Source organism: Allobosea sp. LjRoot9 (genome assembly GCF_964252745.1).
Classification (GTDB): Bacteria; Pseudomonadota; Alphaproteobacteria; order Rhizobiales; family Beijerinckiaceae; genus Allobosea.
The window spans coordinates 80,652-99,264 of the sequence record NZ_CAXUPC020000008.1; the positions used below are offsets into that span (position 1 = coordinate 80,652).

Sequence of the window (18,613 nt, forward strand, 5' to 3'; positions counted from 1 at the left end):
TTTCGGCGTCATGCATCAGCTTCCGACCCGCCGATTTCGAGACACGCCATGACAACCTCCCCCGACGCGTCCCGCATGAAGCGCGAGCTCGCCGAACTCATCGCCATCCGCACGGAAAACCCGCCCGGCCGCGAGCTGGAGGCGGCCGACTATGTCGCGGCGCGGCTGCGCGAGATCGGCCTTGATGTCACGCTCGACGAATACAAGCCCGGCCGCGTCAATGTGGAGGCGCGCCTGCTCAACGGGCCGGGGCCGGTCTTCGCCTTCAACACGCATATGGACGTCGTGCCCGCCGGAGACGGCTGGACGAGCGATCCCTTTGTCCTGCGCGAGGCGGAAGGGCGCCTCTACGGGCGCGGCGCCTGCGACTGCAAAGGGCCGCTCGCGGCCATGCTGGAGGCCGTGCGCATGCTGGCCGCGACGCGCGAGAGCTGGTCGGGCACGCTGCTCGCCATCTTCGTCGCCGATGAGGAGATCGCCAGCGAGGGCGCCAAGCACTATGCCGCCAAGCGGCCGAAGATCGATGTCGCTGTGGTCGGCGAGCCGACCTCCAACACGATCTACAGCGCCCATAAGGGCAGCCTGCGCCCGCTCGTGCGCGTCCACGGTGTCCCGGCCCATTCGGGCACGCCGCATCTCGGCGAGAACGCCGTCCTGCGCGCCGGGCAGCTTCTCGCCATGGTCGCCGAGGAGCATGAGGCGAATGTCCGACGCCGCACCCACCCGCTCGTCGGCGAGGCGAGCCTCACCGTGACGCGCATCCATGGCGGCCATGCCGACAATGTCTTGCCCGGCGCCTGCGACCTGCTGCTCGACCGGCGGATGGTGCCGGGCGAGGACGAGAATGGGGTCAAGGCCGAGATCGCGCTGCTGCTGAAGCAGGCCCATGCGCGTTTCGGCCTGCGCGCCGATATCCTGGAGTGGAAAGCCACCACGGGCGGCGCCACCGAGACCGCCCCCGACCGGCCGATCGTGCAACGCAGCCTCGCGGCGGCGCGCCGCCACGGCATCGCCGAGCCGGGCCCGTTCGGCTTCCAGGGTGGCTGCGACCTCGTGCATTTCCGGGCGACGGGCGCCGAGGGCGTCGTGATCGGTCCGGGCTCGCTTTCCGTCGCGCACAAGGCCGACGAGTTCGTGCCGGTCGACGAGTTCGTGACCGCGAGCCTGATCTATCGCGACGTCGCCGTCGCGATGCTGTCGGGCTGAGGGGAAAGCCGATGCGCCTGTCCCTGCACCGGGCGATGCTGAGCTATGGCGGCGGCCTGCTGCTGCACACGGCCTCGTCGGGGCCGGTCGCGGGCCTCGACACGCTCTATCTCGCTTTGCAGGACGCCGACGGCATCACGGCCACAGGCGAGGTCCGGATCAACATCGCCTATCTCAACGGGCTCGCCGCGGAGGCTGTCGTCACGGAGGCGCTCGCGCTGCTGCCGGGCCTCGACCTGACGCCCGCCCCTGAGACGCTCCTGGCCGCGCCGCCGCCGCTGCTGTCGCGCGCAAGTGCGCCGCTGCGCATGCTGGTCGATCTCGCTTTGCACGATCTCGCCGCCAAACGCGCCGGCCAGCCGCTGGCGGCGTTCCTGGGCGAGTCAGAGCTGGGCAAGTCAGAGCCGGGCAAGTCAGACCTGGGCAAGACAGAGCTGGGCAAATCCGAGGCCGGGCCGGTCAGCTATGCGACCAACCAGACCCTGTTCATCTCGGACGATGCGACCTTCCTGCGTCAGGCGCAGGCCTATGTCGGGCGCGGCTTCAAGGATCTGAAGGTACGCATCGGCGCGGCCGATTTCACTGAGGATCTCGCCCGCATCCGTAGTCTGCGCGCGCGCTTCGGCGCCGGCGTCAAGATCGCGGTCGATGCGAATGCGGCCTGGAGCCTGGCGGATGCGCCGGCACGGCTTGAGGCGCTGGCGCCGTTCGATCTTGCCTATGTCGAGCAGCCGGTCGCGCCGGTTGGCTTCGATCTGCTGGCGCGGCTCGCCGAGGCTAGTCCGATCCCGATCATGCTCGACGAGAGCGTCAGGGGCGAGGATGATGCGATGCGCCTGGCCGGCGGCGGCCACGGGCTGATGGCGCATCTGAAGCTGGTGAAGCTCGGCGGCCTCGCGCCTGCTTTGCGCGCGGCCCGGGCGCTCGCAGTGGCCGGCGTGCCCTGCATGATCGGGCAGATGAACGAGGGCGGCCTCGCCACCGCCGCCGCGCTGCATCTATGCGTCGCCACGCAGCCGCGTTTCGCCGAGCTCTACGGCGCCGACGGCCTGAGCAACGATCCGGCGCCGGGCCTCGTCTATGCGGATGGCCTGGTGTCCGCACCAGTGCTGCCAGGCCTCGGCCTTTCCTTCGCGCGCGAGCGCACAGAGACACTCTGGGAGAATTGAGCGATGGATATCGGCAGCGTCGTACAGGGCTCGGAATCGGCCTTTCCGAAGAGCGAATATGACGGCCGCGTCGCCAGGGCGCGCCAGCGTCTCGCCGCGGCCGAGCTCGACGTGATGGTCGTCACCGGGCCTGAGAACATCTTCTACCTCACCGGGCAGCAGACGCCGGGCTACTACACCTTCCAGGCGCTGGTGCTGCCGGTCGAGGGCGATCCCGTCTTCGTCATCCGGCAGCTCGAATATTTCAACTTCATCGCCAATACCTTCATCGCGGACGCCGCCATCTACCAGGACGGCGAGGATCCGGTCGGCTTCCTGACCAAGGTGATCCGCGACAAGGGCCTCGCCGGCAAGCGCGTCGCCATCGACAAGCGCGGCTGGTTCCTGCCGATCGCCGTCTATGAAGCGCTCCAGGCCGAGCTCGGCACTATTGGCGATGCGGCCGGTATCGTCGAGGCGCTGCGCGCCATCAAGTCGCCGCTGGAGTTGGAGAAGCTCGACCATGCCGCAGCCTATGTCGATGCCGGGATGAAGGCGGGCCTGGCCGCCGTGAAGGTCGGCGCGACCGAGAACGATCTCGTGGCGGCGATGATGGGCGCGGCGATCGCGGCCGGCTCGGAATATATGGGCATGGAGCCGCTGGTCTCGTCGGGTCCGCGCTCGGGCGTGCCGCACGGCACCTGGAAGCGCCGCCGCATCGAGGCGGGCGACCCCGCCTTCCTCGAAATGGCCGCCTGCCACGACCGCTACCACGCCGCGCTGATGCGCTCGGCCTGGCTCGGTGCGCCGCCCGCCGTGGCGAGCGACATGATGAAGGCCTGCCAGGACGCCCTTGCCGCCGCCCTGGACGAAATCCGGCCGGGCGTCGCCTGCGAGGTGCCCCATCTCGCCTGCCAGGCCGTGATCGACAAGGCCGGCTATACCGACGCCTTCCGCAAGCGCCTCGGCTACAGCGTCGGCATCTCCTTCGCGCCCGATTGGGGTGAAGGCGCGATCCTGAACTTGAACAAGGGCGTCAAGACCGAACTCCAGCCCGGCATGGCGTTCCACCTGCCGCCGGCGCTGCGCATCTATGGCCGCTTTACCGTCGGCGTCAGCGAGACGATCGTGGTGACGCAAACGGGCCACCGTGTGCTCGGCACCATCGACAGGGCGCTGCTCCAGGTGGCTTGAACCATGTAGTGGCTTGATCCATCTCGACTGCCCGCTTTGCACCATGGGGACGCCGTGACCCTCCATCTCGTGATCGACCACACGGCTCGTCCGGCCCGGTTCGGGGCAGCGGCGGCGGTCGTGGCGCGCCGCCGCGGCGCGCGCTTCATGCATCTGCCCGCGATGTTCGATCTCGCGGCGCATCCCGACGCCGAGCAATATGTCCATGCCGCCGGCGGCCTCGGGCCGAGCGGGCTCTATTTCGCCGAGCGCGTCCTGGGCCGCCCGATCGCGGCGGCGGCGAGCGTTGCGGAGATCCTGTCCGAGGCGCGTCAGGCCGATGTCGTGGTGCCGATCCATCCGAGCTTCGGTCAGGAAGGCCGGCTGCTGCGCGAAGGCGCGCTGCAGGCCGGCATTGCGATCGATGAGGAGATTGCAGCGCCGGAGGAGGCGGAAGCGGCACCTGCCCGCACCTGGCCCGCCCAGCCCTCCCGTTCCATCTGTCTCGTCGGGCGCGAGCACGATCATCGCAACGTCTACCCGGCTGCGCTCGTCTCGCTGCAGGAGGCCATTGCGGCCCTCGATCTCGCGATCGCCATCCGTTTCATCGATCCGCGGGACAGCGATGCAGCGCTGTACGAGGATGCCGCCGGCATCCTCCTGCCGGGCGGTTCGGACATGGGCAATGTCCCCGGCCAGATCCGTGCGGCGCGATTTGCGCTGGCTCGCGGCGTTCCGGTGCTCGGCCTATGCCTGGGCATGCAGACCATGACGACCGCCTTCGCGCAGAGGGTTTTGGGGGATGGCATGGTCAACCTCGCCGAAGCCGATCCCGAGGCGCGAACCAAGAGCTTCGTCGCCATGGCGGCGGAGATGACCGCCGATGGTTCTGCGAACCTGCCCGAGCATCGCACCGGCGATGCAAATGTCGATCTCGTACCGGGTACGCGGCTTGCCGCCTTGATGGGCATGCAGACGATGCGCGTGCGCTGCAACCATCGTTTCCATCTGGCTGCATCGCTGCGTCGCGATCTGCAGGAGGCGGGTCTCGTCGTCAGCGCGACCAGCTTCGCCGGCCGCGTCGCCGATGCCGTCGAATGGCCGGCGCATCCCTTCTTCCTGGGCCTCCAGGGTCACCCCGAACTGGCCCCCGCGGCGAGCGCGCCGCATCCCGTCTTTCCTGCCTTCCTTCTCGCAGCTCGCGACGCACCCGCCACACCGGTCCCGTACCTCAGAACCTGACGTCGATCCGGCCCTTGAGGGCGTGGTCCCGGCTGCGTTCGCCCAGCGTGGCGGCATAGGTAAGGCCGAGCGTGGTGGCGCTGGAGGCGCGCCAGTCGAGGCCGGCCTCGGCGGCAAGCGCGTCGCGGTCGAGGCGGGCGGCGAAGACGCGGGCCTGCGTCGTGCCGCCGGCGAAGGCGGTGACGGCCTGCGGGGTCAATTCGCCGAAGCCATGGCGCCAGCCGAGCATGGCGCGGGCGAAGAACGGCGTCGCCGAAACTTGCGCCTCCGCGCGCAGGCCCAGCGTGCTGAAGCCCAGCGTCTGTTCGGAGGAGAACAGCCGCAGGGCCGCAGCCCCGCCTTGCTCGGTCGTGGCCTCGCTCGAGACGCGCAGCAGCGCGAGCTGGGCGAAGGGCTCAAACGCCAGGTTTTTGCCCACACCGTCGCCTGGCCAGGCAACGGTGTAGCCGAGCTCGGCAAAGGCCTGCGTCACCGCGCCGGGACGCTGCGAGCGCAGGATGTCACCGAAGCTGCCGATCGCGACCTGGCGGCGAATATCGCTCTCTGACCGGCTATAGGCGACGCCGGCATCGAGGCGCAGCGCGCCGAAGCGGGCGCCGGCATAGAGCGCGGCATGGCCGCTATCGAGCGTGCCGGTCGAGCGCCTGGCGTCGAGATCGAAGCGCGACTGGGTGTAGCCTCCGGCGATGCCGAGCCTCAGCGAACGCGATCCCGTGTCGTAGAGCAGCATGTCGGCGCCCAGCACCGCCCCGCCGCTGCGGCGCGACAGGCTCGCCGCATTGCCGTCACCGTCGCTGTTGGCCTGTCCGCCGAGCGCCTCGCCCCAGAACGCGTAGCGCTGCTCGAAGCGCGGCGAGGGCAGCGTGACCGCGTCCTTCCGGCCCGGCAGGTCGGCGCTGAAGGCGGCCGCGACTTGTCCGCCCGGCGCGGTCAGCAACGGCCCGCGCAGGCGGCCGAGGATCGCCTCGCGCAGCAGGGCGCTTTCGCTGATCGCGACGCTGACGGCCTGCGCATGCGCCTCGCCCGAGAGCAGGTCGAAGCCGGCCCGCGCCTGCGCCACTGTCGCCGAGATCAGCGCGTCATAGACTGAGGTGCCGACGCCGAGCCGCTCGGCCGCGACCGCGATGAAGCCCTGGTTGCGCGTCTGCGCGACAAAGCTCGCGCCCGCAGTGCCGGGGCCGAACGCGGTGTCGTTGCGGGTCATGGTCAGCGTGACGCTGGTTGCGTCATAGCTCAGCGCCGGCGTCAGAAAAGCGAAGTTCAAGGTGACCGCCGCAAACTGGCCGGTCACGCCGCCGCCGGCAGTGAGGATGGTGTAACGCGTCGCGGCCGCGTAGGTGCCGGTCGCAGGCACAAGCGCGACCGTGCCGCCGCTGATCGTCGCCGTGCCGGAGGCGGCGATGCGGTCGCTCTGCCCGGCGGCGTTGATCTCGAGCTGATAGATCGAGCCGGTGGCGAAGGCGACATTGCCGGCGACACTCAGCGTCCCGATCGAATTACCCGGCGCGATCGTCGCGCCATTGCCGATCGTCACTCCACCAATCGTACCGGAGCCGCCGAGCGTGCCGCCGGTGAGCGCAACCGTGCTCGCGAGCGAGCCGTTGATCACGAGCTTGCCGGCCGTGACGATCGTCGTGCCGGTATAGCTGTTCGTCCCCGACAGGGTGAACGTGCCGCTGCCGGTCTTGGTCAGCCCGCCGCTGCCGCTGATCGCGCCGGAGAACGTCGTCGAACTGTTATCCGAGCCGGTGGTGAGGGCAGCCGCGCTGAGCGTCACCGTACCGGCCCCGGTGAGCGAACCGATGCTCTGGTTGAAGCCGGCGAGATCGAGCGTCGCCCCGGCCGAGACGGTGAAGGCCGAGGCTGATGAGAACGAGCCTGCCTGCCCGGCCCGCAGGATCCCGCCCGTGACCGTGGTCGCGCCGGAATAGCTCTGCGTGCCCGCCAGCACCAGCGTGCCGGCGCCTGCCTTGCTGAACGAGCCCGCGCCCGCGAAGGACTGGGTCACCGTGAACGTATTGCCGGCATCGGCGATGTCGAAGCCGCCGCCCGCGGCGCCGAAGACGATGTTGCGGATGAGGCCGGTCAGCGTCGTCCCGGTCACCCGCAGCACGCCGCCATCCAGCGTCAGCGCGCCCGTGAAAGCGCCGAGATTGCTCTCCCTGTCGATGCTGATCGCCCCGCCCGCAATCGTCGTCCCGCCGGAATAGGTGTTCTCCCCCGTCAGCGTCAGCGTGCCCGTGCCGACCTTCCTGAGCGCGCCTGCGTCGTAGATCACGCCGGTGAAGCTCGTCGAGGCGTTGGTCGCGCCGGTTTCAAGCGTCGAATCCTGTTCGATCCGGATCTGGCCGGCGCCGGCGATCGAGCCGGTCGTGACGATGCCGAGCCCGTCATTGACGTCGAGCAGCGTACCGATCGCGATCGTATAATCCGAGGCCGCCGACAGCGCCTGGGAGCCGTTGACGTAGAGCGTGCCGTCCGCGACCGAGGTCGCGCCGGAATAGCTGTTGGCGCTGGTCAGGATCAGCGTGCCGGAGCCGCTCTTCGTCAACCCGCCAGTGCCGGAGAAACCGGTGGAAACGCCGAGGCTGAAGCCGTTGCTGTCGAGGACGACGCCACCCGCACCGAGCGTCAGCGCGGAGAAGCCGGAGAGAAAATCGGCCTCGTTGCGCGTCGCCCGCAGGATACCGCCGTCGAGGGTAAGCGTCGCAGTGCCGGCGCCCTTCACGACCTGCCCGGTCTCGAGCGCGCCGCGGCCGCTCGCACTGGTGCCGGAGAGGGTGAGTGTGCCGCTCGATCCGGCCGAGGCCGCCAGCGTCGTCACCGTCGCGCTGACCTTGCCGCCAGCCGCGATGGTCAGCGTGCCGCTGCCCGCAGCGCCGACGGACAGCGTGGTGGAATTGGTCCAGGTCGAGCCGGCGCCGGTCACCGTCACCGCGCCGCTGCCGCCGGCCATCTGGCCGATGATGCCCGCACGGTTGGAAACCGTGCCGCCATTGCTGACGGTCAACCCGCCGCTGCCCTGACGGCCCACGGCAAGATCGCGCGATAGGGTCCAGCTCGAGCCGGCGCCGGTCACGCTCACCGTACCGCTGCCGCCGGCGCTGTAGCCGATCGTGCCCGATCGATTGGAGGTTTGGCCGCTGGAGACCACGCCGCCATTCTCGATGATCAGGCTGCCGGTGCCTGCATCCGCGATGATGATCTCGGACGAGGTGGTCCAGCGCGAGCCCGCACCGGTCACCGTCACCGTGCCGTTGCCGGTGGTGATCGTGCCGATCCGGCCGATAGAGCTCTCGACGACGCCGCCATTCTCGACCCTCAATACGCCGGTGCCGGCAAGACCGACCCCGAGGTCGAAGATGTTGATCCAGCGCGAGCCCGTGCCGGTCACCGTCACCGTGCCATTGCCGGTGGCGGCGCCGCCCATATAGCCGGAGCCGCCGCCCCCGCCACTGGAGACCGTGGCACCATCCGCGATGGTCAATGAGCCGGTGCCGGCAACGCCGACGTAGGTCTGATACAAGGCGGTCAGGCTGGTGCCGGCGCCGGTCACGGTCGCCGTGCCGTTGCTGCCGGCGTTGTTGCCGATTCGAAAGACGCCGGTCGTGAGCGCGCCGCCATCCGCGACCATCAGCGTGCCGGTGCCGCCATATCCGATATAGATCTCGCCGAGATCGTTGGCCCAGCTCGAGCCGGCGCCCGTCACGCTCAGCGCACCGCTGCTGCCGGCCTGCTTGGCGATATAGCCGTAGCGGACATCGGAAACGGCGCCGCCGGCCGCGATCGTCAGCGCGCCAGTGCCGGCATCGCCGATGGTGAGATCGACCCCGCCCAGATCCCAGCTGGTGAGCGGCGGTGCCGGGATCGTGGGGGAAAGCTCGCCCGTGCCGGTCACCGACTGGGCGCGCGCCATCGGCGCGAGCCCCGGCAGCGCGAGCCCCGCTGCGAGCATCGCGACGACCAGGCGCGGCGCCAGTCTGGCCCGAGCAAGCTCCTGATTGAATTCTGCCGCCGACACGCAAGGCCCCCCGACCGTGGCAGCAGATTTACACCCCTGCTCACCTAGGGGAATACAGCCCTATGCGGGCGAGGCAATGAACCAGCATTCACAAGGCTTTTGGCCGGCGCGCTGTAACAAATCCGGCACAGCGCAAGGCGCGTGTTCCCAAGGGGGAAGGCCGTGACCTCATAACCGGGGTGACCGGGATTGACGGATAGCGGACACAACGTTGCTTCACTGCCGACTGCCGACTGCCGACTGCCGACTGCCGACTGCCGAATCACGACGCACCAGCCGCCATGCCTTCACTCGCCGTCATGTCTTCACCAGCCGTCATGTCCTGCCCCGCTGACGATACGAGCCACGCCGCCATGCGTTCGGCCGTCCGGTCGTGGGGATCCCGCCACCGGGCGACCTGCGTGTTGGAGCAGGCCTGCGCCTCGCCCAGCCCGGTCAGGCGCATCAGGCGCTGCTGACGCAAGGCATCCGCGACGAGCAGCGAACGCGCCAGAGCGACGCCGTTGCCATCCAGCGCCGCCTGGAGGGAGCTGCCGATATCACGGAAGCGCAACGCTTCGTGGCCGGGACCTTTCCGCAACCAGGTCGCCCAGGACCATTCCCGCTCCGTCTCCTCGCCTCGCCGTCCTTTCGCCAGCAGCGGCAGCGCCCGCCAATCCTGACCCGGGCCGATGCTCCCCAGCAGCCCCGGTGCGACGACCGGGAAGACGCTCTCGGACGGGAAGGGCAGCTCGCGGGCTTCTTCCATCCTGTCAGCCTGCAGCTTGCCAGACTGCGGCAGCCACAGCAGGGCAAGGTCAACCTCGGTGCGCGCGGCCTCGGCCGCCGTGTCCCAGGTACAAACCTCAATGGACAGGTCTGGAAAGGCATTGCAGAGCGAGGGGAGGCGGGGCGACAGCCACCAAGCCAGCAGTGACGGGCTGAGGCCGAGCCGGAAGACCCGCGGCCCCGGCTGGTCGGCGATCCGGCGTCGCATGCCCGCGATCGTGCCCAGCAGCGGAGCGAGCTCGCGGGCGAGCCGCAGGCCTGCCTCGGTCGCGCGCAGGCCGGGGTTGAGCCGTTCAAGCAGGGGGACGCCGAAGAAGCGCTCCAACGCCCGTATCCGGTGACTGACGGCGCTCTGCGTCAGGCCGAGTTCATCGGCGGCGAGCGTCATGCTGCCGAGCCGTAGCACAGCCTCGAAAGTGAGCAGGCCCGCGAAGGGCGGCATCTGGGCTGAGAGGGAACGCACACCGCATGAAACAGCTTCATGCCGTGCGGAGCAATGCTCATTTGCCGTGGGCTGGCCTGACACGTCATGCCGGAGCCATGCAGCACTTTCTGGAAGACGATGTCTGGAACGCACGCAGCCGGCTGACCGCAGCCACGCTGGGTCTTGGCGCCTTCCTGGCGAATTTCGACGTGACCTCGGTCGTGGTCGTCATGCCGGCAATCGGGACGGATCTCGGCGTCTCCGTGGACGGCCTGGCCTGGATCGTCGACGCCTACAGCATCGCCTTTACCGCGACCCTGCTCGTGGCGGGCGCCCTGGCCGACCGCTTCGGCCGGCGGCGGACGCTCATCATCGGAAATGCCTGGTTCCTCCTAGCATCGCTTGCATGTGGCCTTGCGTGGAACAGTCCGTTCTTCCTGGTGGCCCGCGCGGCTCAGGGCGGCGGCGCGGCCTTTGTCGTGACCGGGGCTTTCGCCTTGATCGCCTCCGCGTTTCCGGCGCCGGGACCGCGGGCTCGCGCCTTCGGCATCGTCGGCGTCGTTTCCGGGGTCGCCATGGCGCTGGGGCCGAGCCTGGGCGGTATGATCAGTTCCGGGCTGGGATGGCGCTGGATCTTCCTGGCCAATCTGCCTTTCTGCATCCTGATCGGCCTCGTGGTACCGCGGATGGTGGCCGAGATGCGTGACGACACGGACAAGCCGCTGGACTGGCTTGGGGTCGTTATCCTGACCCTGGCGCTGGGGTTGGCGATCGCTGCTATTCTGGAGGCCCGCCATTCGCTGATCCGCATGGCGATCGGGCTCGCGGCGGGGGCCGGGCTTGTCGCGTCGTTCACTGTGCGGCAACGGCGGCAGCCGCGGCCGATGCTCGATCCGGCCGTTTTCGCGAGCCGACCGATGGCCGGCATCGCCGCCTTGCTGCTGGCCGTCTCGGCGGGATATTGGGCCGTCCTCGTCTACCTGCCGCTTTTCCTGGGTAGCGCCTTCGGTTGGACGGCCAGGTCGGCCGGATTGGGGCTGCTGGCCGCGACCCTCCCCATGCTTGTCATCCCGCCCTTTGGCGGTCGCCTCGCAGCCCGGCTGGGCTGGCGGCGGCTGTTCGCATCGGCGCTGACGCTGGTCGCGATCGGCGGATGCGCGCTGACTGTCGCGGCGCTCACGGAAGCAACGGTGCCGGCCCTCGCATGGGCCTTCGCCGGGATGATGCTGATCGGCACAGGGGCCGCCCTGTCGCATCCGCAACTCTCCGGGGCCGTGATGGCGCTCGCGCCGCCGGAGGCCAGTGGCATGGCATCGGCCGTCACCGTCATCGCGAGACAGGCCGGCTTTGCGATGGGCGTCGCTGCGCTTGGGGCGCTTACGCCATCCGACCTTGCCGCTGCCGGCTTCGTCTGGCCCTTCGGCTTTGCCACTGTCGCGTCGATGTGCGGCGTGCTGGCCTCCCTTCTGCTCCCGGCTTCATTGAACGGAAGGCACAGGGCCGGAGCCTGATGCCGGCGTCTTCTTGATGCCGGCGTCCTGGCGTCGAGCCGATATCGGCAACCGGTGCAAAGATCATCCCGGTGCCGTCACGGCAGCTCCTGTGGCTGTGCAAATGGTCCAACCCCGGTGGATGCCGGTGCATCGACGGTGGCGCTTGAGGTGTCCTGATTCGGCAGCCCCCAGCCCTTGACCAGGCCATAGATCGCCGGGATCACCAGCAGCGTCAGCAGGGTCGAAGAGACCATGCCGCCGATCATCGGCGTGGCGATGCGCTGCATCACCTCCGAGCCGGTGCCGGTGTTCCACAGGATGGGTAAGAGGCCCGCCATGATCGCGACCACGGTCATGATCTTGGGTCGCACGCGCTCGACTGCGCCCAGCATGATCGCGTCATCGAGGTCGGCGCGCGTGAATGCTTGCCCGGCGGCTTGCCGCTTCGCCCCGACCTCGTTCAACGCCTGGTCGAGATACATCAGCATAACGACGCCGGTTTCGGCGGCGACCCCGGACAGGGCGATGAACCCGACCACAACCGCGACCGACATGTTGAAGCCGAGCCACCACATCAGCCACAGCCCGCCGACAAGCGCGAAGGGCAAGGACAGCATGACGATCAGCGTTTCGGTCAGCCGCCGGAAATTCAGATAGAGCAGCAGGAAGATGATCAGCAGCGTCACAGGGACGACAATCTTCAGCTTCGCCGTGGCGCGTTCCAGATATTCGAACTGTCCGCTCCACTGCACGTAGGTGCCTGGCGGAAAGCGGACGCCGTCGGTCACGGCCTTCTGCGCGTCGGTGATGTAGCCGCCGAGGTCGCGGTCGTGCATGTCCACGAAGATGTAGAGGGCAAGCTGCCCGTTCTCGGTCCGGATCGAGGTCGGGCCGCGCGCGAGCTGGACCTTGGCGACTTCGCCGAGAGGCACCGTGCCGCCGCCTGGCATCGAGATCAGCACGTCGCGCGCGATGGCCTGCGGGTCGCTGCGCAGATCGCGCGGGTAGCGGACATTGACGGTGTAGCGCTCCCGGCCCTCGACGGTCGTCGTGACCGCGTCGCCGCCGAGCGCCATCGAGATCGTGTCCTGCAGGTTTCCGACCATCAGCCCGTAGCGAGCGAGCGCGTCGCGATCCGGCACGATGTCGAGGTAGTAGCCGCCGATGACGCGCTCGGCATAGGCGCTGGACGTGCCCGGAACGTTGCGCATCACGGCTTCGATCTCGCGCGCGGTCTTTTCCATCTCGCCGAGGTCTCGGCCGAGCACCTTGATGCCGACCGGCGTGCGGATGCCGGTGGCGAGCATGTCGGTGCGAGCCTTGATCGGCATGGTCCAGGCGTTCGAGACGCCGGGGAATTGCAGGGCCTTGTCCATCTCCGCGGTCAGGCTCTCGGTCGTGACCCCCGGGCGCCACTGGTCCTTGGGCTTGAGGTTGACGACCGTCTCGAACATCTCGCTCGGCGCGGGATCGGTCGAGGTGTCGGCCCGCCCGGCCTTGCCATAGACCGATGCGACCTCGGGGAAGCCCTTGATGATGCGGTCCTGCGTTTGCAGCAATTGAGCGGCCGACGTCACCGAGATCCCCGGCAACGTCGTCGGCATGAACAGCAGCGTGCCTTCATTCAGCGCCGGCATGAACTCTGTGCCGAGTTTCCCGAGCGGCCAGGCGCTGGCCCCCAGCACCACGAGCGCCAGCACGATCGTCAGCGTCTTTGCCTTCAGCACGCCACGGATCAGCGGTCGGTAGATCCAGATCAGCGTACGGTTGATCGGGTTCTTGTGTTCCGGGATGATCTTGCCGCGCACGAACAGGATCATCAGCACTGGCACCAGCGTGATCGACAGGATGGCGGCGGCGGCCATCGCGAACGTCTTAGTGAAGGCGAGCGGGCCGAACAGGCGGCCCTCCTGCGATTCGAGCGTGAAGATCGGCATGAACGATACGGTGATGACGAGCAGGCTGAAGAACAGCGGCGGCCCCACTTCGCGCGCGGCCTCGATCAGCACCTCGGCCCGGGACCTGCCTGGCGCGGCGCGCTCCAGATGTTTGTGGGCGTTCTCGATCATCACGATCGCGCCGTCGATCATGGCGCCAATCGCGATCGCGATGCCGCCGAGGCTCATGATGTTGGCGCCCAGGCCCAGCAGGCGCATCGCGCCGAAGGCCATCAGGATGCCGACGGGCAGCATGAGGATGGCGACGAGCGCGCTGCGGATATGCAGCAGGAACACGATGCAGACGAGTGCGACGATGATGCTCTCCTCGAGCAGCGTGTGCTTCAGAGTCTCGATGGCGGAGTTGATCAGGTCGGAGCGGTCATAGACCGGCACGATCTTCGTGCCCTCCGGCAGGCTCGGCATCAGGGCGGCGATGCGCCGCTTGACGCTGTCGATGACATCGAGCGCATTGGAGCCGGAGCGCTGCAGCGCGATGCCGCTGGCGACTTCGCCTTCGCCGTTGAGTTCGGTGATGCCGCGCCGCTCGTCCGGCCCGAGCTCGACGCGCGCCACGTCCCGGAGCAGCACCGGCGTGCCGTTGTCGGTTTTCAGCACGATCTTGCCGATGTCGTCGACCCCGCGCAAATAGCCCTTGCCGCGTACGATGAATTCGAAGCCGGACAGCTCGATCGTGCGTCCACCGACATCCGTATTGCTGCCGCGAATGACCTCGCGCACCTTGTCGAGCGCGATGCCGAGATCGCGCATCCGCTGCGGATCGACGATCACGTTGTACTGCTTGACGAAGCCGCCGGCGCTGGCGATTTCCGCCACGCCTTCGGCCTTGGCGAGGCCATAGCGCAGCGCGTAGTCCTGCGTGGTGCGCGTCTCCGCCAGGCTCTGGTTCTGCGCCGTGACGGCATATTGATAGACCCAGCCGACGCCGGTCGCATCGGGTCCGAGCGTCGGCGTGACGCCGCTCGGCAAGCGCTTGGCCGCGGCGCTCAGGTATTCGAGCACGCGCGAGCGCGCCCAGTAGATATCGGTCCCGTCCTCGAAGATGATGTAGACGAATGAGACGCCGAAGAACGAAAACCCACGCACCGCCTTTGATTTCGGGACGGTCAGCATGGCGGTCGTCAGGGGATAGGTGACCTGGTCCTCGACCACCTGCGGGGCCTGACCGGGATTTTCCGTATAGACGATGACCTGCGTGTCCGAGAGGTCCGGTATCGCATCGAGCGGCAGGCGGCTCAGCGCATAGAGCCCGCCAGCGACCGCGAACAGACTTGCGATCAGCACCAGCATGATGTTGCGGGCCGACCAGGTGATGAGGGATGCGATCATTTTGCGTTTCCCGCGGCGGTCAGGCCCTGCAAGGCGGCTTTGAGGTTGCTTTCGGCGTCGATCAGGAAATTGGCGGCGATGACGACCTGGTCACCCTCCGCGACGCCGTCCCGGACCTCGACGAAGTCCGCATTCCGCTGGCCGAGCTTGACCGGGCGGGGCTCGAAGCGGCCTTCGCCTTTGTCGATGATCACGACCTGGCGCGTGCCGCTGTCGATGACGGCGCTCATGGGAACGGTGATCGCCGGTGCCTGGGAGCCGGTGGCGATCTCGGCGTCGACATACATGTCGGGGCGAAGGATGCCTTCGGGATTGGCGAGCTCGACGCGCACGCGCGTGGTCCGCGTCTGCCGGTTGACCTGCGGATAGATGACGGCGACCTGGCCGGTGAAGCTCCGGCCGATGAAGCCGCGGGCGTGGACCGTCACGGTCTGGCCGACCGCGATCATCGGCAAATCGCGCTCGGTGACGTCGACGAGCGCCCAGACCGTCGACACATCGGCGAGCCGGAACAGGACGTCGCCGGGGGCCGCCTTCATGCCGTCGACGACATTGCGCTCGATGACGACGCCGTCGCGCGGCGCCGCCCAGACGATCGAGGTCGTAACTTTCCGGCTGCGCTCGATCTCGGCGATCACCTCAGCCGGAACGTTGAGGTTTTCGAGACGCTGCCGAGCGCCCTGCACCCCGAGGCTGGACAGATATTGCGCGGATGCGGCCGCTATCTCGGGAGAATAGAACCGCAGCAAGGGTTGCCCTTTGCGGACCTGGTCGCCCGTCGTGACGTTTTCGACGTGATCAATGAAAGCGTCGGAGCGCGTCGCCACGACGGTGATACGCCGTTCGTCGAGCTGGATCGTGCCGGAGGCACGCACCGGTCGCGACAGGACGCGCCGCTCGGCTGGCTCCGAGCGAACACCTGTCCGTTGCAGCTTGCTGGGGCTGACCTTGACGCTGTTTCCATCGTCATCACCGCCGGCATAGATGGGGAGATAATCCATCCCCATCGAGTCCTTCTTCGGCACGAGCGACGTATCAGGCAGCCCCATCGGATTGCGGTAATAGAGCAGCTTGCGTTCGCCATTCGCCTTGGCGGCCTGCGCTGTTGCCGGCTCGTCGAAGCTGATGTCCTGGCTGGCGCGGACGGCCCGGTACGCCCTGCCATCTTCCGTTTGGCGCGGCTCTGCCGAATAGAGCGGCTTCCCGTCGGGATCCTGATAGTAGATCACCGCACCCGTCGCGGCAGGCGCTCCCGCTGCGCGCGTTCCTTCGCCACCGCGCCATTCGCGCGGGCCAGGCACCGGAAGACCCCGGTGCCCCGCCCAATAGCCTGCGCCCCCCGCCGCCATGACGACGGCGAGGGCGAGGCCCGTGAGGGCAATGCGGTTCATGGTACGGCCTTGAGGGTCAGCTTGTTCTCGAGCGTGCCGGTCTCGCCCTGGATCTTGGCGCCGAGCGAAAGGCGCCAGCCGCCCGCCATGGTCAGGTTGGTCTTGAAGCGGTAGGAGCCCGGCTCGCTGACGGGCAAGGCTTCGAGCGGCGTGGCCATCATCGCCATGCCGTCCGGTTCCATGTCGAGGCGTTTGCTGAAGATCACCGCATCGGGCACCGGCTTGCCCGAGCGCCTGTCGATGAGTTGGACGGTGACGATAACGCCGTCGCCCTGCTTCAGTTCATCCTGCGTCAGACGAAACGCGTAGTCCTTGATGTCGGCCAAGGCGGGAAGCGAAACGAGGGCGAGCGGAAGTGCGGCGGCGAGCGCGCGCAGCGTGTTGATGGATGTCATGATCGAAGTCCCGAATAGATCAGGCTGCCGCGCTTGCGCACGGCCAAACCACGTGGCGAAAGCCACGGCTCACCGACCGCGCCGGACCATCCGCGCGGCCGGAGCCGGCACTCAAGCGCCGGCGATGCCTTGGGTTCGGGGAGGTCGTGCCGGCGGCTCGAACGGCCGCGAGGCCTGCGCAGCATCGTCGCCGGTCATTTCAAGCGCGACGATGATCGGTTGGGCGAGCGTGGCAAAAGCCTTCATCGGCTCGCTGGCAAAGCATTTGGCCAGGCAGAAGGTGAGTGCCGGGCAGCTTGTCTTGCAGTCCAGCGGCCCAGCTTGATCGGGCGGGCAGCATGGCATGTCGGACGCCATCGGCATTGTCGCCTCGACCTCCACGCGGCCATAGCCGGCCTTGGCCGGGCTGACGAAAGCCGTCAGGACGCTGGCCGTGACGAACAGGGCCAGAACCAGACAATGCGCGAGGAGCCGGAGCTTCATGGGGCGATGATTGCCATATGCGAGCGGCCCGCGGAAGCTCGGCGACTTCAAGAGATCGTCAGCCGCTCATGGCGTGATCGATCCCAGGGGTTGAGAGCATTGCTCCCACGAAAAGCCGGTGCCCGGTTTTTCGCGCAATGCTCTGGAGCGTTTCGAGCGAAGCGGACACCGGTTCGCGCGAAGAAAACGCGTTAAAACAAGGCGTTAAAACAAAGGGCTGTAGCAATTTCCGATCCAGTTGAATCAGAAACTGAGCTGAAGCCTGCGCCCGGGCCAAGCATCAGGCGCGTTGTTCCTTGCCGCCTTGGCTGTCGCGGCGCGTCGCGTCGATTTCAAGCATGACGACCTTGCAGGCCTTTTCCAGCGCGGTCGGGCAGCGCTCGACGCCGCGCGGCACGAGGATGAACTCGCCTTCCTCGATTACCTCGTCGCGGTCGCGGAACTTCATCAGCAGTCGGCCCTTATGGACGAAGAAGACCTCGTCCTCCCGGCTGTTGAAATGCCAGCCGGTCTCGCCATCCAGCGTCGCCAGCCTGATTCGCGGATTATTGACCGAAGCGGCGAGGCGAGGGGGCCAGGCGTCGGAAAAGCGCCGCTCGGAAAAGCGCCCGAAAGCGTGCGTCAGATTGTCCTTGTGAAATGGCGAGATGTGCCGGTTGAGCTGCGCGACATCGCGGATGATCGTCGCCAGTTGGCGCGGTACATCCGTGCCGTCGGCCGGGTATTTCCCGTCGAGAGCGGCTGTGCCGATGGTGAAGCCGGCCGCGCCGGCCTCTTTCAGGGCGGCGATCTGGCCCGGCGTATCGATCGACCCCGCGACATAGACGGGCTTGGAGACTGCGCCACAGACGGCCGCGATCAGCGCCGGCACGTTCTCATGCGAGCGATAGGCCAGCAGATCGAGCCCGTGCACGCCCTCACGCGCGGCAAGCGCCTGCGCGCTGGCGACGATCTCGTCGATCGAGCCCTCGAGAACGCTGGGATGTCCGGAGATCGTGCCGGGGAACGGGCAGTACTGGATCGTCGTGCCGGCAATGATCGGCAGCACGTCGTCGACCCGCGTGCCGCCGAGCAGATTGTCGATGCCGATCTCGACGGCGGCTTTCGCCGATGCGATCTCGCTGTCGCGATCGAGCGAAACCACCTCGAGATAGGAGGTGGCGCCGCCCGCCCTGATCGCTGTCTTGAGCGCCTTCAGCGCGTCGAGCGGCAGGCCGATATCCTTGAAGCCGATATGCCTGACGCCGAGCGCCAGAGCAGTTTGAAGCTGCTCCATCGCGTCGCTGACCGTGCGGTCGTTGCGTGTGAGCATGAAAATGAAGCGAAGGCCCATCGGGACACCTGTTTCGTTTGCCCAGTCGTGGGGCAGCCAATCATCATGCTTTTGCGAGCCCGCCTTCGCGACTATGCCGGCTTGGTCCGTGAGTTTGGCGACCCCCGTGAGTTTGGCATGCTCTGCGCGTTTCGCAACCGCTGGGCGCTTGGCGGGGCTGCATTGAGCGCTCTTTCAGCGGGTCCAATACCCGCCCTATCAATGAGGCCGAGCTTTCCTCCCCGTTTCGCCCATCTCTCCTGTCCTCTC

At 67.8% G+C, this 18,613-nt stretch carries 12 protein-coding genes; 5 read left to right on the forward strand and 7 right to left on the reverse strand.

Translation table 11 applies throughout. From position 1 onward, the window contains the following. Window positions 1-48: 48 nt before the first annotated feature. From ACSQ3P_RS24725 to ACSQ3P_RS24740, 4 genes are read left to right on the forward strand one after another with little or no spacing between them, the layout of a single operon-like run. Window positions 49-1,206 (forward strand): M20 family metallopeptidase, encoded by a 1,158-nt coding sequence (locus ACSQ3P_RS24725; RefSeq protein WP_436168119.1) that lies wholly within the window; start codon window positions 49-51, stop codon window positions 1,204-1,206. 11 nt (window positions 1,207-1,217) lie between these two features. Further along, the gene (locus ACSQ3P_RS24730; RefSeq protein ID WP_436168120.1) at window positions 1,218-2,375 is read left to right on the forward strand and encodes a mandelate racemase/muconate lactonizing enzyme family protein; all 1,158 of its coding nucleotides are present in this window, start codon (window positions 1,218-1,220) and stop codon (window positions 2,373-2,375) included. Window positions 2,376-2,378: 3 nt separating this feature from the next. Beyond that, window positions 2,379-3,548: a M24 family metallopeptidase gene (locus ACSQ3P_RS24735; protein WP_436168121.1), complete on the forward strand. Its 1,170-nt coding sequence runs from the start codon at window positions 2,379-2,381 to the stop codon at window positions 3,546-3,548. A 54-nt stretch (window positions 3,549-3,602) separates the two neighbouring features. Continuing rightward, complete coding sequence (locus ACSQ3P_RS24740) at window positions 3,603-4,769, forward strand: glutamine amidotransferase-related protein (protein WP_436168122.1); 1,167 nt, start codon at window positions 3,603-3,605, stop codon at window positions 4,767-4,769. On the opposite strand, the gene ACSQ3P_RS24745 is transcribed toward ACSQ3P_RS24740, so the two are convergent. Continuing rightward, the gene (locus tag ACSQ3P_RS24745) at window positions 4,759-8,790 is read right to left on the reverse strand and encodes an autotransporter domain-containing protein (protein ID WP_436168123.1); all 4,032 of its coding nucleotides are present in this window, start codon (window positions 8,788-8,790) and stop codon (window positions 4,759-4,761) included. The genes ACSQ3P_RS24740 and ACSQ3P_RS24745 overlap by 11 nt on opposite strands. Before the next feature lie 262 nt (window positions 8,791-9,052). Continuing rightward, a complete protein-coding gene (locus ACSQ3P_RS24750; RefSeq protein ID WP_436168124.1) occupies window positions 9,053-10,000 on the reverse strand; it encodes a LysR family transcriptional regulator in 948 nt (315 codons plus the stop codon). Window positions 10,001-10,098: 98 nt separating this feature from the next. On the opposite strand from ACSQ3P_RS24750, the gene ACSQ3P_RS24755 reads away from it, so the two are divergent. Beyond that, a complete protein-coding gene (locus tag ACSQ3P_RS24755; RefSeq protein ID WP_436168125.1) occupies window positions 10,099-11,493 on the forward strand; it encodes an MFS transporter in 1,395 nt (464 codons plus the stop codon). A 77-nt stretch (window positions 11,494-11,570) separates the two neighbouring features. On the opposite strand, the gene ACSQ3P_RS24760 is transcribed toward ACSQ3P_RS24755, so the two are convergent. The 5 genes from ACSQ3P_RS24760 to ACSQ3P_RS24780 all read right to left on the reverse strand — a co-directional run bounded on the left by ACSQ3P_RS24760 (window position 11,571) and on the right by ACSQ3P_RS24780 (window position 18,343). After that, window positions 11,571-14,762, reverse strand: coding sequence for an efflux RND transporter permease subunit (locus ACSQ3P_RS24760; protein WP_436168126.1), 3,192 nt, complete (start codon window positions 14,760-14,762; stop codon window positions 11,571-11,573). Then, a complete protein-coding gene (locus ACSQ3P_RS24765) occupies window positions 14,759-16,153 on the reverse strand; it encodes an efflux RND transporter periplasmic adaptor subunit (RefSeq protein WP_436168127.1) in 1,395 nt (464 codons plus the stop codon). Before ACSQ3P_RS24765 ends, ACSQ3P_RS24760 begins: the two co-directional genes overlap by 4 nt. After that, the gene (locus ACSQ3P_RS24770; protein WP_436168128.1) at window positions 16,150-16,548 is read right to left on the reverse strand and encodes a FixH family protein; all 399 of its coding nucleotides are present in this window, start codon (window positions 16,546-16,548) and stop codon (window positions 16,150-16,152) included. The genes ACSQ3P_RS24765 and ACSQ3P_RS24770 overlap by 4 nt, the downstream gene beginning before the upstream one ends. A gap of 111 nt (window positions 16,549-16,659) precedes the next feature. Then, a complete protein-coding gene (locus ACSQ3P_RS24775) occupies window positions 16,660-17,031 on the reverse strand; it encodes a hypothetical protein (RefSeq protein WP_148663426.1) in 372 nt (123 codons plus the stop codon). Between the two features lie 280 nt (window positions 17,032-17,311). Next, window positions 17,312-18,343 (reverse strand): cupin domain-containing protein, encoded by a 1,032-nt coding sequence (locus tag ACSQ3P_RS24780; protein WP_436168129.1) that lies wholly within the window; start codon window positions 18,341-18,343, stop codon window positions 17,312-17,314. Window positions 18,344-18,613 lie beyond the last annotated feature (270 nt).

Coding starts and splice junctions, on each gene's coding strand:
- ACSQ3P_RS24765 (WP_436168127.1), bottom strand. CDS start 16,153: ATGAACCGCATTGCCCTCACGGGCCTCGCCCTCGCCGTCGTCATGGCG.
- ACSQ3P_RS24750 (WP_436168124.1), bottom strand. CDS start 10,000: ATGCCGCCCTTCGCGGGCCTGCTCACTTTCGAGGCTGTGCTACGGCTC.
- ACSQ3P_RS24775 (WP_148663426.1), bottom strand. CDS start 17,031: ATGAAGCTCCGGCTCCTCGCGCATTGTCTGGTTCTGGCCCTGTTCGTC.
- ACSQ3P_RS24780 (WP_436168129.1), bottom strand. CDS start 18,343: ATGCTCACACGCAACGACCGCACGGTCAGCGACGCGATGGAGCAGCTT.
- ACSQ3P_RS24755 (WP_436168125.1), top strand. CDS start 10,099: ATGCAGCACTTTCTGGAAGACGATGTCTGGAACGCACGCAGCCGGCTG.
- ACSQ3P_RS24760 (WP_436168126.1), bottom strand. CDS start 14,762: ATGATCGCATCCCTCATCACCTGGTCGGCCCGCAACATCATGCTGGTG.
- ACSQ3P_RS24725 (WP_436168119.1), top strand. CDS start 49: ATGACAACCTCCCCCGACGCGTCCCGCATGAAGCGCGAGCTCGCCGAA.
- ACSQ3P_RS24730 (WP_436168120.1), top strand. CDS start 1,218: ATGCGCCTGTCCCTGCACCGGGCGATGCTGAGCTATGGCGGCGGCCTG.
- ACSQ3P_RS24770 (WP_436168128.1), bottom strand. CDS start 16,548: ATGACATCCATCAACACGCTGCGCGCGCTCGCCGCCGCACTTCCGCTC.
- ACSQ3P_RS24735 (WP_436168121.1), top strand. CDS start 2,379: ATGGATATCGGCAGCGTCGTACAGGGCTCGGAATCGGCCTTTCCGAAG.